Here is a 21,940-nt window from a genome sequence, read left to right as displayed (position 1 = left end):
AAATATATTCAAGCCTAAGCAACTTCAATAGAAATATATTTTTTACTCTTTTAAACATCCGTAATATTGTAAGGCAATAACCAGGTTTTTGAGCATGGGAAAATCTTCTAATTCCACACTTGTTATCCTTGCCTTTTTTGCCATATACGTAATATGGGGATCCACATATTTACTGAATAAGATTGCAGTACTGGAACTGCCTCCTTTTATGCTTGCCTCATTTAGATTTACTACAGCTGGCATATTGATTTTTGTGATGGCAAAACTTATGGGAATTCAAATTTCTATTACCAAAAAACAATTACTGAATACAATTATCGCAGGATTTCTTTTCCTGAGTTTTGGAAATGGAGTAGTGGTTTGGGCTTTAAAATATGTGGATACAGGTTTTGCTGCCCTGGAAATTTCCGCTCAACCATTGATTATTCTTCTTCTAATGCGCATCCTTCAGGGAAAAAGAATTAAACCCATGTCTGTAATCGGGGTTATTTTGGGAATTGTTGGCATTTATCTTCTAGTGAGCCAAAAACAGATTATTACCAAAGAAGGTTCAGTTATGGGTATGGTTATGATTTTTGCCTGTATGCTAAGCTGGGGCTATGGAAGTCTTTTTGTAGGAAAAGCAAACTTGCCCACCAATTATTTTGTGAATACTGGCTATCAAATGTTCACAGGTGGTATTATTTTGGCATTGATGAGCTTATGTTTTGGAGAAAACTGGACTTCTCCCTTTGTATGGACTACTAAGGTGCAACTTGTTATGATCTTATTGGTGATTTTTGGTAGTATTTTAGCATTTACCTCTTTCAATTACCTCTTAAAAACAGTGTCGCCAGAAAAGGTGGCTACTTCTACTTATGTGAATCCAATAGTTGCGTTGATCTTGGGTTGGTATTTTCTTAATGAACAGATTACGTTTCAATCCGTTATAGCTGCAGTAGTCTTGCTCACAGGTGTTTATTTTATCAACACCAAAAAGACTTTAGCCATTTTTGAGCGATTTAAGCAGTAGCTCACAAAGTATTTCTAGCAGTTTTGAGGTTCCTGTACAGTTCAATACATGAATTGTCCAACTCACTACATTTTGTTTTTGCGTAAAGGAAATGTGGTACATCTTTGCTGCATCAATCAAATCAATCAAGACAGTTTTAAAATCATCAATCAAAAAACGAACAATCATGAATCAATTATCAAAATTCTTCGCAACACTATTGTTAAAGGTTATTCTTTTTCTTCTAATCTTTGGCGGTAGTTCTGTTAATGCGCAGAGTCGAAGCACTTCTATCAGTATTAGTGATAATGGGAAAACATCCATTTCCGTAAAGAATGGGTTTGGAAACAATTTTCACGTTGAATTCAGAGGGGATATCACCCTTTCTGATGATGACATGGATGTTGTGGCAATTTCTAGAGGGGGATTTATGGAGATTAAGAAATCTGCGTTTGGAAATCGTAGGCGTATCCTTATTGAATCTAACAATTCGGGCCAACTCATTAAAAAATACTATGTAGGGAGTTCTGAAAGGAATTTTGACTCAGAGGGCAGAAAATGGATGGCGGAAATTCTCCTAGAGGTGGTCCGCACATCTACCTTAGGTTCTGAACAACGTGTTGACCGTATATATAGAAAAGGAGGAGCGTACGGGGTGCTTAAAGAAGTTGGCTTTATTGGTGGTAATCATGTAAAGTCTAGATACATCAAACTTCTATTGGAAAAAGACCTTAAGAATGCTGATTTAATATCCGTTCTTAAAGTTGTTGGAGATGATATTGACTCTGATCATCACCGAGCTGATATCTTAAAGGCTAATATCACTAAATTTTTATCTACTGAAGCTAGTATTACGGCCTTTATTGAAGCAGCTTCGGAAATTGATTCCGACCACCATAAAGCGGAAGTTCTAAAAAGATTGGTGAAAAATGGTGCTATAAAAGAAAACCAATTGAATGCGCTTTTCGTCATTGCCAGGGACATAGATTCCGATTACCACAAGTCCAGTGTACTTACAACCGTTCTTAGGAGCTCTTCGCTGAACAACTCTAATCTAAAGTTGCTTTTAAGCACCGCCAAGGAAATCGATTCTGATCATCATAAATCGCAAGTGTTCCAAACTGCCTTAAATACTGAGGGAGTCACAGATGACACCTTCCATACATTGTTGAATGTATTGGAGAGTATGGATTCTGATAGTCATCTGGACAATGTGCTTTCTAAAGTGTTGCGAAAAAAATTAAGCCCATCATCACTGTCCCATGCACTAAAACAAGTAGGTAATATGGATTCGGACAGCCATAAAGCCAATGTGTTAAAGATAGCTGTAAGAAAAGAGCTGAATAGCGAAAATATTGACGCTTTGATCAATGTTCTTGATCACATGGGGTCTGATCACCATAGAGCTGATGTTTTTAAACAAATGGCAAGGAACACTTATTCCGACGAACAACTTTCTAAGATTTTTACGTCTATTAAGAACATCAATTCTGATTATCATAAAGCTGAATCACTTATTGCTTTTTCAAGGACTGCCTCCAAATATGGTCAGCAGACTAAAGAAGCATATAGGTCTGCATGTAAAAGTATTTCTTCAGATTCACATTACAGAAGGGCTTCTAACGCAATTGAATAACCAGCTAATGTCTTAATCACTAGAATACTCCAATGCTTTAGCATTATATTGAGTATTTTGGTGCTATGGACAAGGCTTTTGGATTTTTCTTAAACCAACCAAAGATGGGAAGAAATCTATTCCTCATTGTTTTGGGCTTTACAGTAGGAGCCCTGTTCTATAGTTTTCACAACTTTAGCGGCAAACCTAGTTTTTGGGAACTTATCCTTAACGGTGTGTTGGGTGTGTTGGTTAGTTACGCATTTCATTTCTGCAATCTTTTTTTGAACAAAACAGTACGATGGAAACAACAAACCGGATTTCGACTTTTACTGGGCATAGTCTGCCATATGCTAATAGGATTTGGTATCGTGTTTTTAGGGTTAAGAGGATATGAATTGTTGTATCCCGAACATACTTTCTTCTCTATTTCAGGAAACAATACTTCATTGAAAATTGGAATTCTATTAGTATGTACAATTCTTATTTATAACATTATTTATTTTGTCTTTTATTCTTATAGGCAATATACTGTTGGGCAAATTAAGGAAGTTCAATACAAACGTAAACAAACTGAACTTCAATTAAACGCGTTAAAATCACAGCTTAGTCCACATTTTCTTTTCAATAGTTTAAATACCCTTTCGTCTTTGTTCCGTAAAGATGTAAAGAAGGCAGAAGAGTTCATTCGTTCACTGGCTAAATCCTATCAATATACACTCAAGACCTATAGTGAAGTGTTGGTTACATTAGAAGACGAACTGGATTTTGTGCATTCCTACTGTTTTATGGTACAAACGCGTTTTGGCAATCATTTCTCATTGGATTTGCAGTTATCCGATGAAGAACTGAAGAACAAAATACCCCCATTGACGCTTCAGATGCTGGTGGAAAACGCGGTTAAGCACAATGTTCTAGATGCAAAGAACCCGTTAAAAGTCTACATTAAAACCTACAACGGTTTTTTGGAAGTAAGCAATAATAAAACGAAGAGCCCATCAGGAGTAAAATCTTTAAAGATTGGACTTAAAAATATTGTTTCAAGATATGAGCTGTTGGCCAATAAACAGGTTAAAATAATCAACGGTGAAGATTTCACGGTGCAATTGCCCATAATCAAATGAAAAAGTTATTTGTACATAAACCTTTGTTTAGGCTATTAAGTCCTTTGTTTAGTGGTACTTTGGTGTATCTGTTTATTCTGTTGATCAATAATAACATTGATGAATTGGGCATCAATTTTTTTGGGCAAGAACTATATGTGTGCATTGGTCTAGCCTATTTAATTCAGGAATATTCCAGAATATCTATCATTGTTTTTAGTCGACTAAAAAAGCCTTCTTCTTTTTTGGTAAAAACAGTTTTACAGATTGTAAGTACTATAGCCGTTAATATTGCATTGGTGTCATTTGCCATGTATGTTTACTTTTCCAAAGTGCTTTTTTATACACCCAACAGTAGGGAGTTGTTAGTTTTTAACAGTATTTTCTCTGTAATTGCCCTAATCTATGTTATGCTTTATGTGAGTCACCAATTTTTGTATATGGTGAACACTGACAAATTAGAAAAAGAGGAATGGGCCAGAAAGGAAGTTGAGGATGACTTTTCAGATTTTAAAAGAGGAGTAAACCCTGAACTTTTTTTTGAAAGTCTTGAAACCATTTTGGTTACAATGAAGTCGAACCCGGATAAAGCAGAAGAGGTTACGGATCGTTTTGCAATGGTTTATAGATATCTGTTATCCCAAAAGAAAAATGAGTTGGTCCCAATAGAGACGGAACTGAAAATTCTAGAGGAATTATTGCCGCTGTTTTCTGAACTGCCATATCGAAACATTCAAATGGGAAAAGTAATGGTTAAAGAAACACTTATAGTTCCTGGAAGCGTTCTTAGAATTATTGAAAATATTATGCGTACAACCATTCCCTCTGAAACTAAGGAACTAGTGATTGATATTTTGGAGATGGACAATAATATAAACATTCAATATATACATGAAGAAAAGATTCACAAATCATTAAATATTAATGAGTTAAAGTCAATTTGTAAGGATTATAGATTTTATACTTCACAAATGATTCAAGTAATCCATGAGGAGGTTTACAAGAACATTTATTTGCCAAAACTTAAAATAGCATGAAAATAGTTATTGTTGAGGATGAGCCTTTGGCGGCTGAAAAACTCGAACGTTATCTTTTAAAGTATAGCGAAACCACAGAGATTGTCAAAACCTTACCCTCGTTGGAACAGGCCGTTCCATGGATTGCTGAAAATCAATCTATGGTAGATTTATTTTTTATGGACATACAACTTACGGATGGACTAAGTTTTGAAATTTTTTCGAAAGTCACGGTTCAAAAACCTGTTATCTTCACAACAGCTTTTGATGAATTTGCCATAGACGCCTTTAAAGTGAACAGTATAGACTACTTATTAAAACCAATTATGTTCACAGATCTTTCTAGGGCTCTTCAAAAACTGAAATCTTTAAAAAAACAATTCGGAAACCCTGAGATATTGACCCCAGTAATTCAACAAATACAAAAAAGGACCTACAAAGATCGGTTTTTGGTCAGTATGGGAAACCATATACATTCAGTGCCAAGTGATACTGTCAATGCATTTTATGCAGAGGGCAGAGATGCCTATTTAATTACAGATCAGGGCAAAAAATATATTATTGAATACAAATTGGAGGCCTTGGAGGAGTTGTTGGACCCCAAACACTTTTTTAGGGTAAACAGAAGCTTTATTGTCAATCTCATTGCCATTACAGATGTTACTGTCTATGCCAACCGTAGATTAAAACTCACTCTAAAATCTAAATTGGATAAAGAAGTGGTCATTAGCCGTGAGAAGGTGGCCGATTTTAAAAAATGGTTTGAAGGGTTGGATTAGAATTGATCGGATTTTTCTTTTAGCTCTTTTAATGCACGATTCAAACTTCTGGGAGTAACTCCAATATAATTTGCAATGTCTTTTTTGGATATGATTTCGGTAAACTCAGGGAACAATTCTTTCAGTCTGATAAGGTTGTCTTCGATGGGGTAGGAGTGTTGGTAGGAATGTCTTGGAGCCTTATACCGTATTTTATCGGCAAGCGCTTTCATGATCAACTGGTTAAACTGCCTATCAGAATCCAATAATTGGTTAAAACTGGCATAGCTGAACACAAAGACTTTTAAAGCTGTTATGGATTCTACAGAGCAGATGGTATACCCTTTGTTAAAGAATTCCAGTTCACCAAATTCCATTCCTTCCCCTAAAAATTCTTGGATAAACTCTTTACCATTTTCATCAGAAATATAACACTTGGCAATTCCACTTTTAATGAGGTATATCTTGTTGTATCTATGATCTTGCTCAATAATCTTTTGTTTGGGACCAAACTCTTCCTTCCAAATATCATATTCTCCAGAATTGAACAAGTTTTCGGTATATGCGACTAATTTCAAGTTGGTTCTGATCATTCTTTGTGGGACAAATGTCCTTTTTAGTGATGCTAAGAAGCGATTCCTTTACCTGTAAAATTACAGAATAGGAATGGCGATCACAAAAGGCAAAATTCAATCAACTCGGGCAAGTAACAGAATGTACACTCCTAAGTTTATCCTTATTTGCTTGAGCTCTCTTTTCTTTTCAGCAAGTTATAATATGCTTATTCCTGAACTCCCTGCATATTTGAGTAGTCTGGGAGGTGCACAATATATTGGCCTAATAATAGCGTTGTTCACTCTAACTGCTGGAATTTCCAGACCGTTCAGTGGTAAGTTAACAGATACTATAGGAAGAAAGCCAGTTATGGTTATTGGTGCTATGGTTTGTTTAGTGTGTGGTTGTTTTTACCCCATTCTAACCACAGTTTATGGTTTCTTATTGCTAAGGTTGCTCCATGGGTTTTCCACCGGATTTACACCTACGGCGACCTCCACTTTTGTTTCAGATGTGGTGCCGCAAAAAAGATTGGGTGAAGCCATGGGTATACAAGGCATGGCCTTTAGTATCGGTTTGGCTTTGGGACCAGCCTTGGGAAGCTTGATCAAACTCCATTTTTCATACTCCACATTGTTCTATAGCTCATCAGTGATGGCATTTTTAGCTTTGCTTTTGATTGTGAACTTAAAGGAAACTTTACCAAAGAAACAGTCCTTTAAATGGAATTTATTAAGGATATCGAGAAAGGAAATCATCGCAATTGAAGCACTTCCAGCGGCTGTTGTCACTTTTCTGTTCTATTTATCCCTTGGTGTTATTCTAACATTGATACCGGATTGGACTGAGGCAGTTGGTTTTGCAAACAAAGGTATTTTCTTTGTTGTATTTACCGTTTCATCACTAGTAGTACGTTTTATCGCTGGAAAATTTTCTGATCATTATGGAAGGACCAAGGTAATTGTTGTTGGGCTTTTTTTATTGTTTGCAGCTATGCTATGTATAGGGTATTTTAGCACAAAACTAGGCTTACTATTGGGAAGTATTGTTTACGGACTTTCCATGGGTATTGTTTCTCCCGCAGTAAATGCATGGGTCATAGATTTGAGTAAACCGGAACAAAAAGGAAGGGCAATTGCCACTATGTACATTGCTTTAGAGGCAGGAATTGGTCTGGGAGCATTGTTATCTGGCTGGTATTATCAAGAAACCATTTCGAAAATCCCAATTATTATGTACTATTGTGCGATATTTGCAATTCTTGGAATTGGCTACATTTTTCTTTTGGAAAGAAATTATTGGACAAATAATTAAAAAAATATTCCATTCCACATTGTCATTCGCTATCTTTAGTTGAATTTCAATGCATTATCTTTATACTAACTAATACAGCAGGCAAGTACTTTATGGCTAAATCACAACAGACGTATAGCAAATCAGAAAGAGAGAAAAAGCGTTTAAAGAAGAGAGAAGAAAAACAAAAAAAGAAAGAAGCCAGAAAAGCTGAAGCAAAGGAAAGTGGCAAATCTGGAATTCAATTTGCGTACGTGGACTATAATGGAAACTTAACAGATACTCCACCAGACCCTTCACAAAAAATGGCTGTTGAAGCCGAGAGTATTACCTTAGGAATCCCCAAAAAAGAAGAAGGAGACGAAGAGGAATTTGACCCAGTTAGAAACGGAAAGGTTTCGTTCTTTGATACTTCCAAAGGATTTGGGTTTATAATAGATACTGAAACACAGGAAAAATATTTTTGCCATGTAAGTGGTCTAATAGATGAGATTTTTGAAAATGACAAGGTGTCCTTTGAACTTGAAAAGGGCATGAAAGGCATGAATGCCGTTCGCGTTAAGAAAATTTAATACCCAATACTTTTAGTATATCCAATATTTTGACTAGTTCAAGACATCAAATCGATGTGTATATTTTACGGTGAGGATTTGATTGTTCAAGTTATCTAGAACATTGTCGTCTTTTACAATATTAAATACAACAAATAACCCTGTATTTGCATTTTGCAGCCATCCAAAACGAGCATTTACAGATGTTATCTCGTTAACATTATTTCTCTGGATTAAACTTTGCAGGAACATTCTTGGTGTAAAGGAATAGGATAGACGAAGCCCTCCAACCAAAGCGGTCAAGTTGCCAGTATCCAATTGAATATCACTATGACTAAATGTCAATGATGTATTAAACCGGTCACCAAGCCTGTATTTTGCAGTGCCACTATTGGTAATTCTGTGTCCATTAAAATAACCACCAATAATGGTTCTTGTATCAAAAGAAAATGCATTGTTGGGATTTGTAATTACAATAAGCTGTAACTCTTCATTTTTATAATTACCAGCAGGGACGGTTACATTCGAAATAGCAAAATTTTGTAATACCCGTTCACTGGTAAAGTTGATTCCAGTATGTACTTCAAAGCCACTTTTAAATTCCCAATGATTATCAACATGTAAAAAGCCTGTAATAAGCTCATCATCAAAATTCCAATATCCGCGATATGATACATGTGGGCGTATCTCTAAAAGATTACCCATGTTTTTTACCCTATGTGCTTTAAGAATCAGGAACTCAGGTTTACGAAAGGCACTGCGCTGTAAAAAGCCAACTTCGGGGTTAAACCCTTCGCCCACTTCGGTATAACCGGCTCTAAGGTCCCAGCCATTCCAATTATAGTTACCAAGAATTTTAAAGGCATGGTCATTACTTTCAATACCAGGGGTAACACTTTTGGCAACAAAACCGTTGACCTCTGCCTTATTTCCAATTCCCCATTTTCCATCCATGGCATAAACCCGGTTATAATCATCCTCCATATTGCCAAGTCCAGCCCGGTTAATAAAGATTCCTCCCAAAGAAGAACGCGTTCCCTGAAAATCATGATTGACCCGAGCAACGGAAAAATTATTTTTTTCAATTGCAGTTCCATTAACATCATCAGTAAACATGCTTAATAGCCCTACATTGGTTTGACCAACTTTTCCAGATAGTCTAGCTCCTCCAATTATAGGCACTAAACTCCCATCATCTCCAATGCCGATTCTACGGCTAAAAAAAAGGTCAACTTCTCCAGGGCTACCCACGCTAAATTGACCGGCATTTTCCAAAAAGAAGGCTCGCTTTTCTGGAAAAAAGAGATTAAAACGATCCAAGTTTACTTGTTGGTCATCTACCTCAACTTGTGCAAAGTCAGTGTTATATGTTAAATCTAATGTTAGACTTGGAGTAATGCTGTACTTGATATCGGCCCCAACTTCAAAATTGGTATCTGTTTCGTTGGGTGATACAGATTTATCATTCACAAATTGCCCTAGAACATATGGAATAAGTTTTAAATTTCCGGGGTTCTTAAGATTCAGCCCGGTAAGTTTTCCAGCAAGTGATAATCGTTTCATGTCAAAACCCAAAGGAAGAGATGTCCAATATGCTGTTTCAGTGTTCTTACTAATGTTCCGTCTAAAGTTGAGCCCCCATATTTTGTTTTTTCCTGAAGCAAAGCGAAGTGACCTAAAAGGAATGGCAAACTCTGCGCTCCAGCCATAATCTCCTAATTGTGATTTAACTTTCCATGTGGCATCCCAGTTCAAGTTGGTGCCACCAATAACACCACCTTGCTGCCTGTTGGTATTAAAATTACCTTTCCCTTCATTATCAATTTGGGCATCATACTCCATTCCTTGGGCATTTGTGCCAAAAAGAAATCCATTTTGTTGATCATGGTAGGTATCAATTATAAAAAGGAAACTATCCTCGTCATTTAAGTCAGCATCGCGACGAGAATCAGAAACTACAATGCTCCTTGCATCTTTATCATAACACACTACGGACACATAGAAAGTATTTGCCGTATACGCAATTCGGATAGCCGTTTTTTCAGAAACAGCTTGCCCATAATTGGGTCTCAACTGAACCAAATTTTCAATAGCGGGAATATTTTTCCAAATAGGATCATTTAAAACTTCTCCGTCTATAGTGGGTTCCTGCACCAGTTCTGTGGCCATGTATTGGGGGGTAATTTTTGTTGGATCTTTGGATGGGGTCTGCGCTAAAAGTATTTGGACGTTGCATATAGCAAAAAGCACAAAGAACTTGCCAAGTATTTTTTTCATAAAATGAATTACGTTGAACGTTAAATATACTTGATTAATGGGAAATTTTAGCTGGATTCTGTAATTTGTATAATCACCATAGTTTATTGGATATGAAGACACTAAGTAAAATCACAATTATAGTTTTGGCAATAGCTTTATTGTCCTGTGCATCACATTCAAAAAGTAGTGCCACTGTGGCAGAAGTTGATGCATTACAGAAATTGGTTGCAGAAAAGACTTTTATAATCAAGGCCAATTGGGCCATGCCAATGGCAACAGGTAGCCTTAATAGAATTGCCAATACCGGATTGATTCCACCTGGAAGCACTGCAAATAGGATAGATATCACTGGAAATGGAAGTTACCTAAGAGTTTTAGGAGATAGTGTTGCCGCCGATTTACCATATTTTGGAGAAAGACAAATGGGAGGAGGGTATACTAATGATACAGGAATTAAATTTGAAGGTGTTCCTCAAGAACTTACGTTCATTCCTGATGACAAATCTAAAGGGTATACGGTTAACTTTAACATTTCCAAGGGCACAGAAACCTATCAGGTTTCTGCAAAGTTGTTTCCCAATCGTACCAGCTTAATAAATATTATTAGCTCTCAAAGAACCTCTATAAGGTATGATGGAAGGGTAGATAAATATACGAGAGAAGAATAATCCCATTTATCATTCCTTAGTTCAAATTTTGCTTCAGTTTTATGATATGCTGAAAATGAAGAATTCATTCATCAATCTAAATTACTTGAAATGCAGTAGTTTGGTAAACGATTTTGATGTCAACTTTTCGTCTTTTGTTTTTGTGATATTTGACCCATTATTTTTCCGTATTTTCGACAATTGTGACCCTGAAACTTATTAAATAATGAAAGAACCGAAAATGGTTGGTCGTAGAAGCTTTATCAAACAATCAGGCTTCCTACTTTCCAGCGCGCTTATACCTTTAAATGGTTATTCCATGGCAATTATGAAGAAGTATAAGTACAAAATGGGTCTTCAACTGTTCACCATTCGTGATGCCATGAAAAATGACCCAATAGGCAGCTTAAAAACTGTTGCATCTTTGGGGTATCAAGATTTGGAAATCTATGGCTATGATGTGGACAAGGGAACCTATTATGGGTACAAAGCATCAGATTTTAAAACCATTCTTGATGATTTGGGTCTCAGCGCATCAAGTGGTCATTATGGTTTTTCGGATTATTTTGACAAATCTGAGGATCAACTTAAACAATATGTGGATCAGTGTATTGAAGGGTCACATGCGTTGGGTAAAAGTTACATTACTTGGCCTTGGTTGGCCCCGGAGCAACGGACGATTGAAAAATTTAAGTTGTTAACGGATAAGTTGAACAGGATAGGGGAGCAGGTAAATGATTCAGGGTTAGGCTTTGCCTACCATAACCACGGTTTTGAATTTATTGATCACAACGGAAAAAATGGATATGATATCATTCTTAGCGAAACGGATCCTAATTTTGTCAAGCTTCAATTGGATTTATATTGGGTAAAACACTCCTCTAAATTAAGTCCTAAGGAATTGATTGCCAAACAACCCAATAGATTTGTAATGTGGCACATCAAAGATATGGACAAGGTTTCAAGGGATTATTCGGAGCTTGGTAATGGTTCTATAGATTACAAAACAATGCTGGCAAATATTGATCAATCCGGGTTGCAATTCTACTATTTAGAGCAAGGAGGCAATTTTGCAGTAAATTCCATGCAGAGCATTACAGATAGTGCTACCTATTTCAAAAAACACCTTCAAAAATATTTATAGCATAGTAGAAATAAGAAAAATAAAGATGTTAAAGAAAATCACTTTTATATTGATCCTTGCCACATTGATTTTTTCGTGTAAAGGAAAGACGGAAACCAAAGAAAAGGTTGGTGAAGATCAGATGAAACAACCACAAACAAATCTACCATTAGAAAAACTCAATCTTCCAGAAGGTTTTAAAATTGATGTATTTGCAGAAGGCATTGATGGCGCAAGATCTATGGCCATGGGTGATAACGGAACTCTTTTTGTGGGCACTCGCAATGAAAAAACAGTGTATGCACTTCAAGATTTGGATGGGGATTTTAGAGCAGAAAAAATAATGGCATTGGATACGACTTTGGAAGTCCCCAATGGTGTTGCCTTTAAAGACGGAGCACTATATGTGGCAGAAGTGGGCAGATTGCTTAAATATTCAAATATTGAAGATCAGTTAACAAATCCACCACAACCAGAGGTGATTTATGACGATTATCCAACGGAGTTTCACCATGGATGGAAATACATTGCCTTTGGGCCTGATGATAAATTATATGTACCGGTTGGCGCTCCTTGCAATATTTGTGACAGTACGACCGTAGACGAAAGATATGCCACAATTACCCGTATGAATGCCGATGGTAGTAATAGGGAAATTTATGCAAGAGGAGTTCGAAATTCTGTGGGCTTTACTTGGCACCCTGAAACTAATGAGATGTGGTTTACGGATAACGGAAGAGACTTAATGGGAGATGACACCCCACCTTGTGAGTTCAATAGGGTTACTGAAGCAGGACAGCATTTTGGATACCCTTTTTGCCATGGTGGAACTGTGAAAGACCCAGAATTTGGCAATCAATTTCCTTGCTCGGATTTTGTTTCACCAGTACAAGCTATGGGGGCACATGTGGCGCCATTAGGAGTCAAATTTTATACAGGAAATATGTTCCCTGAAAAATATAATGGGCAGGCTTTTATAGCGGAACATGGTTCTTGGAACCGTTCCTCTAAAGTAGGTTATAAGATTTCATTGGTTAAATTACAGGATAACCAGGCCGTGGCTTATGAAACTTTTATTGATGGATGGCTTGATGTAGAAAAACAAGAAGCCTTTGGACGCCCCGTAGATGTGCTCTTTTTAGAAGATGGTTCCCTTTTGATTTCTGATGATTTAGGGGATGTCATTTACAGGGTTTCTTATACAGGTACCTAGTCTCATGATAGTTTTGTTGACCTTTTATTAATAGCAACTAAGACAATGACATTTTCAATGCCCGTTTCTCTTTTTCCAGATAAGTCCATGGACAAATCCAGCCATGTAAACAATTGCTGCTGCTAGTGCCATTGCAATATATTGTAGTTGAATTACAGTGATAAGTGTAGTCATTTATTTACTTTTTAAAGCAAAATATCCTAAAATGATTTAACGTAACACTTCTAATTGACGAATACATGTTTTGACTTGAGCAATTCAAGTGCAGATTTTATATACAAGTCTTTAAAATCCTCAAAATGGTCTTAATGATGTGTAGAATACCTTTGAATATTTTTTTCTTTACAATTAAAAAGGGAAAAGGTGTGAAACTAAAGGAGAACAGTTTTACCTGTTCGGAACGATTCATCCGCGGCCAAAACAATATTTAGACTGTTAATGGCATCTTCAAGATGCTGCGATAAATCTAAATCTTCTTCAATAGCTTTTAATAAGTACTCTTGTTCCAGTTGGCAAAGTTCATCGTGCGAGGGTTCATTTTTAATAGGAATCAATTCATCCTTTTTAAGGAAATCTCCATTTTCATTAATATCACTATAATGTATGTGCAGCGCCCCGGTCTGTGTATGCTCATCAATATTTTGTGATTCGCTATCTGTTTTTTCCGCAATACTCACACTTCCTTTTGGCCCCATGACATCTTTCACAAAAAAAGCAGTTTCACTGATCATAGGCCCCCAGCCAGCTTCGTACCAACCTACAGATCCATCATCAAAGGTTACTTGCAATTGTCCGTAATTGTACATTTGGGCATCAATTTCATCAGATAATCTGGCGCCTATGCCACTGACTTTAATGGGTTTTGCCTGGGTCATTAGACACATGATATCCACATAATGCACACCACAATCCACAATGGGCGACATGGATTTCATTAGATTCTTATGAGTTTCCCATTGAACACCACAACTTTGCTGATTAAGGTTCATGCGCATCACTAAAGGTTTTCCTAAATTCTGGGCAAGGGAGACAAATTTTTTCCAAGCCGGATGTACCCTTAAAATGTAGCCCACCACCAATTTCAAGTTATTGTCCTTCGCCAATTGAACTAGTTCCTTAGAATCCTTAACATTGGTGGCAATAGGTTTTTCAACAAACACATGTGCCTTAGCCTCTAAACTTTTTTTTACGTATTCCGCATGAGTTTCAGGATAGGTGTTGATGGACACGATATCGGGTTGCGTCGCTTCTAATGCCTCATCAAAATCAGAATAGGTAGGTAGTCCGCCCAATTCTTCAGATAAGCTATTTCTACTCCCAGGACTACGGCTTACTAATCCTACAATTTGAAACTGCTCAAGTTTATGATATGCCCTCGCATGGGAGGTACCCATATTTCCACACCCTACTACCAAAACCTTGTACATGACCATCTATTTTGAAGTTATTGTTCTTCAATATTAGGAATTGTACGGTTAATAATGAAAAACTCCTCAAAAACTAAGGATAAAGTAACATTTATAACAGGAGGTAAGGGAAATCTTGACTATTCTATTGAAGTGTTTTCCTCCAGAAAATCAATTACAGTTTCTCCTTTTAAGTCGGAAAGAGTACTTTGAGAAACTTCTCCTGCTCCTAAAAATCGATAACGTATCCCAGCAATTCTACCTATGCTTTCATTATAACTTCCAGAAAAAAGTTGCTCACCTTCCACAAATACATTGAGCTGTTTATTTTTGACATACAGCTTAATGTCTTTTGCTTGTGTTAAATCAACTCCCAATCCTGATAAATCAGTTTCTTTTCCATTTAAATAGGTGTCATTCAGCATTACATATAAATCCGAGGCACAGCCGGGGATGGAAAATGATACTACCATGGCACCTTTTGTCCCTAAAATGATGATATAGGCTTTTTGACATACCGCCCATTTATCTCGATATGTATTTTGAATGGTGGATTGAAGCACAAAATTATCTCCAGGAATTGGGTCAAAATCCTTTACCATGTGGAAAGTGGAAGAGAAGGGTTCTTCTACATCCGCAATCTCGGTTACTATATTAGATGGGAAAGAGAGTTTTCCATCATAGATGGCACCGGATTCAACGTATTTTGGAATTGGTCTATAATCTAGGGTGCCCAACCATCCTTCCGTTTTGATGAATAGATCATGTTGTTTGATGACGTTGCCATCAACTAAAAGCTTGGCTCTAAAATACCCTGGAAAATAGTATTGACCGGTAGCCTGTGTTTGATCAGGGTTTAAATCAATGGTTTTAGTGGGATCCCAATACTGTTGAATATGAATACTGTCCGATTTGATGTACGCTAAATCTAGATTAAAAATAACTGAGTTAGGTAACCCTTTTGCAATGGGTCTGCTTTCAAAAACTATTTTGGAAACATCTATTTGGTCAGAATCGTCCATTGGGCCCTTTAGGGAGAAAAATGAAATAAAGATAACCGTCATCACCGAGGCACTCAACATGATTACCCCCAAATTGGCGCCAATCATTTTTGAAACACGGGAAGTCTTTTTTATGGACGTTTTGCCCTTAAAATCTCTCCAATTTTCAAAACCGGCAAATTGGGCAAGGGTATTCAAGGTGGTAATGCTGGGGGCACTTTGGTAATGAATACGACCCCAAACCCTTTTTAAGGTAACAGGACTCAAAAGCACTTTGGTCTGTTGTTGTATACGCTCGCTCAATTCAATAAATACATCATTGTGCCATGCATCTGAAGGACCCCATTCAAGGGTTTCCTCAATGCGCAACAAACATTTTTTGACCAATTGGTGTTCCGAATACATCTTCTGGATTTGTAAAACAAAGATCACAAAAAAAACGTAGCCTGAATGGGAATGAATCAACTTGAACCAACTTGTTTTTGGATTTTGCCTCGCTTGTTGGAGTTTCGGTATATCAAAAAATATGTAGTCATGAACAAAACAGTTAATTTATCCATTCTTTTTCTCTTCAATCTATTCTTCTCTTTCAGTCAAGATGTTATTTCCTTGGACACGGTTCATCTAAAAATGAATACTTCATCATACATCTTTGAAGATTTCAAAGGACATAAGACCATCTATTTTAAGGGAGGAACAATAGGTTTGAAAGACATATCCTTTTTAAACGGAACCATCGAGTATGATATCTATTTAACCAAAGACCGTGGATTCCCTGGGGTTTATTTTAGAATTAATGGCGATGATTCTGAGCAATTTTACATTCGCCCGCATCAATCTGGAAATCCAGATGCCAACCAAGCGACTCCGGTAACTAATGGACTTGCCAATTGGCAGTTTTACTTTGGCTCTAAATATTCCTTTCCCCATAACTATAACTTTGATAGCTGGACGCATGTAAAAATTATTGTAAAAGGTCGTCAGGCACAAGTGTTTTTGGATTATTCAGAAACACCCCATCTTTCTTGGCAGTTGTTTCATGAGCCCAAAGCAGGAGGCATTAGTTTTTCTGGCGGACTTTTTCGTGGTTTTCACATAGCCAACATTAAGATCAACCAACAAACCCCGATTATTCAAAATTTTAATCCGGGAACTAGGAAACCCATTGAAAATGTTATAGGGGAATGGACGGTATCCAGCAAGTTTGAAGAAAAAGAATTGGAGAACCCACAAACGATAAGTTCTTTGATATCACGCCTTAAATGGAATAAAAAAATCTACGTTGAGGAGGGAGTGGCCTCAAACATTGCACGAGCAATAAAAATTGATGGAGATGTTCCTGGAAATACGGTTTTTGCAAGATTGACCATAACATCGGACAAAGATCAGATCAAACTTTTCGATTTTGGCTATAGTGATAGAGCAATAGTCTTTTTGAACAATAAACCTATTTACAAAGGAACCAATCGCTTTCGAAGTAGGGACTATAGATATTTGGGAACCATTGGCCTTTTTGATGCAGTTTATCTTGATTTGAAGAAAGGAAAGAACGACCTGTTTATTGCAGTATCCGAGGACTTTGGCGGCTGGTTGGTCACCGGAAGATTTGCGAACCCCGAGGGTCTTAAAATCAAGTAATACAAAATAAAAAAAACGAACAATCATGATAAAGAATAGCATATTGCTTTGCATCTATTTTATAGGAATTACAAGCTTTACTTTAAACGCACAAGATATGCTGGTGGCTACCAAGGTAAGTCCTAAGGCTTCTGTTATGCAACGTATAGGAACCACAGATGTCACCGTTACGTACCATAGTCCATCTGCAAAAAAAAGGAAAATATTTGGAGGAATCGTACCGTATGATTTTGTTGTCGATGGTATTGAATATCCTTGGAGGGCAGGTTCCAATCAGAATACTACCATAGAGTTCACCCACAATGTAAAAGTACAGGGGCAACCACTTTCCAAAGGTAAATACGGATTGCACATTTTTGTAAAGGAAAAGAAATGGACGTTTATCTTTTCCAATACATCTGATAGCTGGGGCAGTTTTAGTTATAAAAAAGAGGAAGATGCCCTTCGCGTGACCGCTGTACCTGAACAGGATGCATATCAGGAATGGCTCAACTACCAATTTGTAACCCGTAAACCAGAATCGGCCATTTTGGAGTTACAATGGTCACATATAAAATGTGGTATTAAAATAGAAGTAGATGTAACATCGAATGCGCTATCGGATTTAAAGGCCAAAGAGGAAAAAACGGTTGATGATTATATCAAAATAGCCCAATTGACTGTCGAAAAAGACCCTGCTAATATTGATGAGGCATTGCAGTATGTTGAAAAGTCAATAACATTGAACAAGGAGTTTCGTAATGTGATGTTGAAATCTAATTTGTTGGCCAAAAAGGGAATGGTCAAGGAAAGTGAACAAAACAAGGAACAGGCATTGACTCTGGGCGAAGGCTTTCCATATCATTATTATTACCCTTTGAGCTTTATGCTTCTGGACGGTAATAAATCCAAGACTTTCAAAATTCTTTCAACAATGCTCAAAAAGGACCCTGACAATTGGATCACAAACTTGGCCATGGGAGAATATTATATCAAAGAGGAGAATCAAGAAAAGGCCACTTTCCATTTTGGAAAGGCCTATGAACATGCTGGGGAAAGATCTAAACCGTACACACGCTATATGTTTCTTTCAAACAAATTGGTTTTAGAACAAAATTAACTTCACAGGGATACAGCTATGAACATAGACAGGTTGATTTAAGCATGCAATAAAGTTATTTTAGTATTCATATAGACTGATTTCAAGAATTTGATTGAACTTCCTTTTGGAACATTCTGCGTTTCCCTAGAAAAGAAATCATATTTTTTGTTACATTAGAAGGGGACACAAAACCTCTTCTGAACATTAGCCTTACCAGATATATGAAGCAAAAACTAACTTTACTGTTCTTATTTTTTTCATTGACTTTAGCCTCCCAGACGAACAAAACCTATCGTATTGGGATCCTTGTTGATAAAATAAATCCAGAGCTATCACCATTGCTCGAAAAATTAAAATCCGAGATTGTGGCTGTGGTAGGAGAGGATGCGAATATTTTCTTTCCTAAAGAGAATATTTTGGTCAATAATTTCGATTTAACCAAAGCAAAACAGAACTACGATAAGCTAATTACTAATGATACGGACATTATACTTGCCTTTGGTATAGTCAATAATCAAATCATTAGCCCTGTAAAGACGCATAAAAAACCAACGATTCTGTTTGGAGCTGTAAACAGGGACCTTCATAAGCTTGATTTCACCAATACAACATCAGGCATTGAAAACTTTACATATTTGGTAGAGTCGGAATCTTATGAGGAGGATTTGAAAAAATTCAAGGAGCTTACCAATTTTGAAAACGTTGGTATAGTAATAGATGCTCCATTTTTGGAAGTTTTACCTCTTAAGGAGACTTTTGACAGGGAAATTGGAGCTCTTGGCTCTGAGTATAAATTGATACCATTTACCACTGTTCAGGATATCACTTCAAATCTGGACGGTGTTGATGCCGTATACATAGCTGGAGGCTTTTTCTTGAGCAAGGATGAGAAAAAGCAATTGGCAGATTATTTTATCGAAGCTAAACTTCCCTCTTTTACTGTTAATGGTACAGAAGATGTAGCGGATGGTATACTGGCAACATACCAGTCCGATGATAATCTTGACCAATTTTTCAGGCGTATTGCCCTATCGATTGAAGCATATGTTTCTGGTACACCGTTATCTGAACTTTCTGTTTACATAGACTATACGCCAAGATTGACTATGAACTATAATACGGCGGAGATTATTGGAGTGCCTATCAAATATAGTCTGGTAGGGCAAACAGATTTTGTTGGTGAGTTCAAAAATGTAGTTTCAGAAAAAGATTATGACCTTTTAACGGCTATCAATGATGCCTTAGAGAACAACCTATCCCTTAGTTCCAATAAGAAGGATGTGGAATTGGCAGTACAGGATATAAAATCGGCCAATAGTAATTATCTGCCCAGTTTGACTGCTGCTGGTACGGCCACCTATGTTGATCCTGATGCTGCTGAAGGAAGTGCAGGTCAAAACCCAGAATTCTCTACGGGAGGGAACATCACCTTAAGCCAAACTTTGTTCTCTGAAGCGGCCAATGCTAATATTTCTATACAAAAGAATCTTCAAAAAGCACAAGAGGCAAACTTTAACGCCACAGAACTGGACTTGATTTTTGATGTTTCAAACGCTTATTTCAATGCCCTTATTTTAAAGGTCAACACACAGATCCAATCCAGAAATGTGGACTTGACCAAACGAAACCTGGAAATCGCAAAGCAAAATTTTGAAGCTGGTCAATCGGGAAAATCTGATATGCTTCGATTTCGAAGTGAGATGGCGCAGAACACGCAATCTATGGTAGAAGCTGTAAATCAATTGGAACAGGTTTTTTTGGTGCTTAACCAGCTACTGAACAACCCGGTGGACTTAGAAATAGATGTGGAAGACGTACAGTTCAACGAAGGTATTTTTAAACAATACAATTATGAAGAGTTTTTTGAGCTGTTGGACAATCCAACATTAAGGGAACCGTTTATCGATTTTCTAATAGAGGAGGCTAATAAGAATTCCCCAGAACTGCAATCGTTGAATTATAACCTTCTGGCCACGGAACGGAATATTAAACTCAATAGTTATGGTAGATTCCTACCAACTTTGGCGTTACAAGGTCAATACAACTCTACGTTTAGCAGGTCTGGTGCAGGAAGTACTCCACCGCAGGGCGTTACATTACTGGACAATACATACAATGCAGGTTTTAATTTATCCATTCCCATTGTAAATCAAAATCTATCCAATATCAACCGTCAAACCGCAATAATCCAAAAAGAGCAATTGGAGATCAATAAAGATAATGTGGCATTGGGAATTGAAGTTAACATACGAAATTCTATTTATAACCTTATCAATCAAGTTTCCAACATCCAGCTTTCAACAATATCGGAAGAAACGGCCCAAGAGGCTTTGGAGCTAACTCAAGCCTCGTATTCAAGTGGAGCTGTTAACATTGTACAATTATTGGATGCGCAGAACAACTTTTTGAATGCACAATTGGCAAGGGCCAATGCAACCTATAACTATTTGATCAACTCACTTCAGGTAGAGCGCTTTTTAGGTACTTATTTCCTATTGAATTCAGAAGAAAAAAATAATGAGTTTAGGCAAAGGTTCTTTGAATATTTAAACACTAGAAATTAACTGACAAAAACACTTAGAGATGAGATTCATATTAAAATTAAGTTTGTCCAGTTTGTTTGCAGGATTGCTTTTATCCTGCGGAGGCGAGCAAAAAAAGGAAGAAAAGTTCTTACGACCGGTCAAATATGAAGAAGTAGGATTTCTGGGTGGCGAAAGGGTCAGAATCTTCAGTGGAACCGCACGTACCGATAAAATCATCAATTTAAGTTTCAGAAGCTCCGGTATTATCACCCAATTTGACATGAAACTTGGGCAAAAAGTAAAAAAGGGGCAATTGCTGGGAAAATTGGATAATGTGCAGGCCAGACTAGCCTATGAACAATCCGTTACACAATTGAACAGTGCGGCATCACAAATGAATACCAGCAAATTGAATCTAAATAGGATTCGTTCTTTATATGAAAAAGGAAGCACATCGTTAAGTGATTTTGAGGCAGCGAAGAACTCGTTCAAAAATGCAGAAGAAAGCTATAAATCAGCAAAAAGAGGTGTGGAAATTCAACAAGACCAAATAAACTACGGTTACATTTATGCCCCTGAGGATGGCATCGTTGCATCCATCTCAGCAGAGGTAGATGAAAATATTCAAGCTGGCCAGGCCGTGGCCATTCTTAATTCAGGAACCGATATGGAAATTTCACTGGGTCTGCCTGAAAGTGTCATCAATGGAGTGCAAGAAGGAATGGAGGTTGCAGTGGATTTTTCTTCAATACCGGACCAAACTTTCAAGGCTAAGGTTACGGAGGTAGCTCCGGCCGTAGATTCAAATACCGCTACATATCCCGTAAGAGCTACTGTTGTTGACCCAAGCGAAGCAATTAAAAGTGGTATGGCCGCTAATGTGGCTTTTGACTTTGGTAACCATGAACTAAATGAAAATAGGTTAGTGGTACCTACCCATGCGGTTGGCGAGGATAGTAATGGAAGGTTCGTGTTTTTGATTGAGGAGAGCGGAGATATGACCAAAGTAAAAAAACATCCCGTTGTGATTGGCAATCTATCGGTTGATGGTTTTGAAATAACCACTGGATTGACCAAAGGACAAAAGATTGCCACAGCTGGCCTGCAGACCCTTTTAGATGGCCAAGAGGTAAAATTGCAATAGTGTCCTAACTAAAACCAACCT

19 protein-coding genes are annotated in these 21,940 nt (G+C 37.2%); 14 read left to right on the top strand and 5 right to left on the bottom strand.

The genetic code is table 11. From position 1 onward, the window contains the following. Positions 1-42: 42 nt before the first annotated feature. Entirely contained in the window at positions 43-243 is a 201-nt protein-coding gene (locus CRO15_RS19915; RefSeq protein ID WP_243396943.1) for a hypothetical protein, read from the bottom strand. Between CRO15_RS19915 and CRO15_RS08880 the strand changes: the two genes are divergently transcribed. From CRO15_RS08880 to CRO15_RS08855, 5 genes are all read left to right on the top strand, one after another. After that, positions 152-1,012 carry an EamA family transporter gene (locus CRO15_RS08880; RefSeq protein WP_243396941.1) on the top strand — a complete coding sequence of 287 codons (861 nt, stop codon included), beginning with the start codon at positions 152-154 and terminating at the stop codon, positions 1,010-1,012. The two genes, CRO15_RS19915 and CRO15_RS08880, sit on opposite strands and share 92 nt — an antisense overlap. A 166-nt stretch (positions 1,013-1,178) precedes the next feature. Beyond that, entirely contained in the window at positions 1,179-2,627 is a 1,449-nt protein-coding gene (locus CRO15_RS08870; RefSeq protein ID WP_097045436.1) for a hypothetical protein, read from the top strand. 104 nt (positions 2,628-2,731) lie between these two features. Next, positions 2,732-3,730, top strand: a complete 999-nt coding sequence (locus tag CRO15_RS08865) for a sensor histidine kinase (protein WP_165769938.1) — start codon at positions 2,732-2,734, stop codon at positions 3,728-3,730. Then, positions 3,727-4,746, top strand: coding sequence for a histidine kinase (locus tag CRO15_RS08860; protein ID WP_097045434.1), 1,020 nt, complete (start codon positions 3,727-3,729; stop codon positions 4,744-4,746). The genes CRO15_RS08865 and CRO15_RS08860 overlap by 4 nt, the downstream gene beginning before the upstream one ends. Then, positions 4,743-5,504, top strand: a complete 762-nt coding sequence (locus CRO15_RS08855; RefSeq protein WP_097045433.1) for a LytR/AlgR family response regulator transcription factor — start codon at positions 4,743-4,745, stop codon at positions 5,502-5,504. The genes CRO15_RS08860 and CRO15_RS08855 overlap by 4 nt, the downstream gene beginning before the upstream one ends. Here CRO15_RS08855 and CRO15_RS08850 read toward each other — a convergent pair. Then, on the bottom strand, positions 5,501-6,076 hold the full coding sequence (locus tag CRO15_RS08850; RefSeq protein WP_097045432.1) for a Crp/Fnr family transcriptional regulator: 576 nt from the start codon (positions 6,074-6,076) through the stop codon (positions 5,501-5,503). The two genes, CRO15_RS08855 and CRO15_RS08850, sit on opposite strands and share 4 nt — an antisense overlap. Before the next feature lie 73 nt (positions 6,077-6,149). Between CRO15_RS08850 and CRO15_RS08845 the strand changes: the two genes are divergently transcribed. Further along, complete coding sequence (locus CRO15_RS08845; protein ID WP_097045431.1) at positions 6,150-7,352, top strand: MFS transporter; 1,203 nt, start codon at positions 6,150-6,152, stop codon at positions 7,350-7,352. A 92-nt stretch (positions 7,353-7,444) separates the two neighbouring features. Further along, on the top strand, positions 7,445-7,903 hold the full coding sequence (locus tag CRO15_RS08840; protein ID WP_097045430.1) for a cold-shock protein: 459 nt from the start codon (positions 7,445-7,447) through the stop codon (positions 7,901-7,903). Between the two features lie 33 nt (positions 7,904-7,936). On the opposite strand, the gene CRO15_RS08835 is transcribed toward CRO15_RS08840, so the two are convergent. After that, positions 7,937-10,159, bottom strand: a complete 2,223-nt coding sequence (locus CRO15_RS08835) for a carbohydrate binding family 9 domain-containing protein (protein ID WP_207763848.1) — start codon at positions 10,157-10,159, stop codon at positions 7,937-7,939. 92 nt (positions 10,160-10,251) lie between these two features. Between CRO15_RS08835 and CRO15_RS08830 the strand changes: the two genes are divergently transcribed. The 3 genes from CRO15_RS08830 (at position 10,252) to CRO15_RS08820 (ending at position 13,124) form a co-directional block, all read left to right on the top strand. Continuing rightward, complete coding sequence (locus CRO15_RS08830) at positions 10,252-10,809, top strand: DUF4251 domain-containing protein (RefSeq protein ID WP_097045429.1); 558 nt, start codon at positions 10,252-10,254, stop codon at positions 10,807-10,809. Positions 10,810-11,014: 205 nt separating this feature from the next. After that, positions 11,015-11,932 (top strand): sugar phosphate isomerase/epimerase family protein, encoded by a 918-nt coding sequence (locus CRO15_RS08825; protein WP_243396936.1) that lies wholly within the window; start codon positions 11,015-11,017, stop codon positions 11,930-11,932. Between the two features lie 25 nt (positions 11,933-11,957). Continuing rightward, the gene (locus tag CRO15_RS08820; RefSeq protein WP_097045633.1) at positions 11,958-13,124 is read left to right on the top strand and encodes a PQQ-dependent sugar dehydrogenase; all 1,167 of its coding nucleotides are present in this window, start codon (positions 11,958-11,960) and stop codon (positions 13,122-13,124) included. 371 nt (positions 13,125-13,495) lie between these two features. On the opposite strand, the gene CRO15_RS08815 is transcribed toward CRO15_RS08820, so the two are convergent. Next, positions 13,496-14,551, bottom strand: a complete 1,056-nt coding sequence (locus tag CRO15_RS08815) for a Gfo/Idh/MocA family protein (protein ID WP_313788460.1) — start codon at positions 14,549-14,551, stop codon at positions 13,496-13,498. A 119-nt stretch (positions 14,552-14,670) separates the two neighbouring features. After that, the gene (locus CRO15_RS08810; protein ID WP_097045427.1) at positions 14,671-15,936 is read right to left on the bottom strand and encodes a hypothetical protein; all 1,266 of its coding nucleotides are present in this window, start codon (positions 15,934-15,936) and stop codon (positions 14,671-14,673) included. A gap of 129 nt (positions 15,937-16,065) precedes the next feature. Between CRO15_RS08810 and CRO15_RS08805 the strand changes: the two genes are divergently transcribed. The 4 genes from CRO15_RS08805 to CRO15_RS08790 all read left to right on the top strand — a co-directional run bounded on the left by CRO15_RS08805 (position 16,066) and on the right by CRO15_RS08790 (position 21,919). After that, on the top strand, positions 16,066-17,169 hold the full coding sequence (locus CRO15_RS08805) for a hypothetical protein (protein WP_133067239.1): 1,104 nt from the start codon (positions 16,066-16,068) through the stop codon (positions 17,167-17,169). 25 nt (positions 17,170-17,194) lie between these two features. Beyond that, positions 17,195-18,268, top strand: coding sequence for a DUF2911 domain-containing protein (locus CRO15_RS08800; protein ID WP_097045425.1), 1,074 nt, complete (start codon positions 17,195-17,197; stop codon positions 18,266-18,268). A gap of 203 nt (positions 18,269-18,471) precedes the next feature. Beyond that, complete coding sequence (locus tag CRO15_RS08795; RefSeq protein ID WP_097045424.1) at positions 18,472-20,814, top strand: TolC family protein; 2,343 nt, start codon at positions 18,472-18,474, stop codon at positions 20,812-20,814. A gap of 19 nt (positions 20,815-20,833) precedes the next feature. After that, positions 20,834-21,919, top strand: a complete 1,086-nt coding sequence (locus CRO15_RS08790; protein ID WP_097045423.1) for an efflux RND transporter periplasmic adaptor subunit — start codon at positions 20,834-20,836, stop codon at positions 21,917-21,919. Positions 21,920-21,940 lie beyond the last annotated feature (21 nt).

The organism is Flagellimonas pacifica, from assembly GCF_900215465.1.
Lineage (GTDB): Bacteria > Bacteroidota > Bacteroidia > Flavobacteriales > Flavobacteriaceae > Flagellimonas > Flagellimonas pacifica.
Note: the sequence above shows the minus strand (reverse complement) of the source record. Positions and strands in the feature narration are given on the sequence as shown.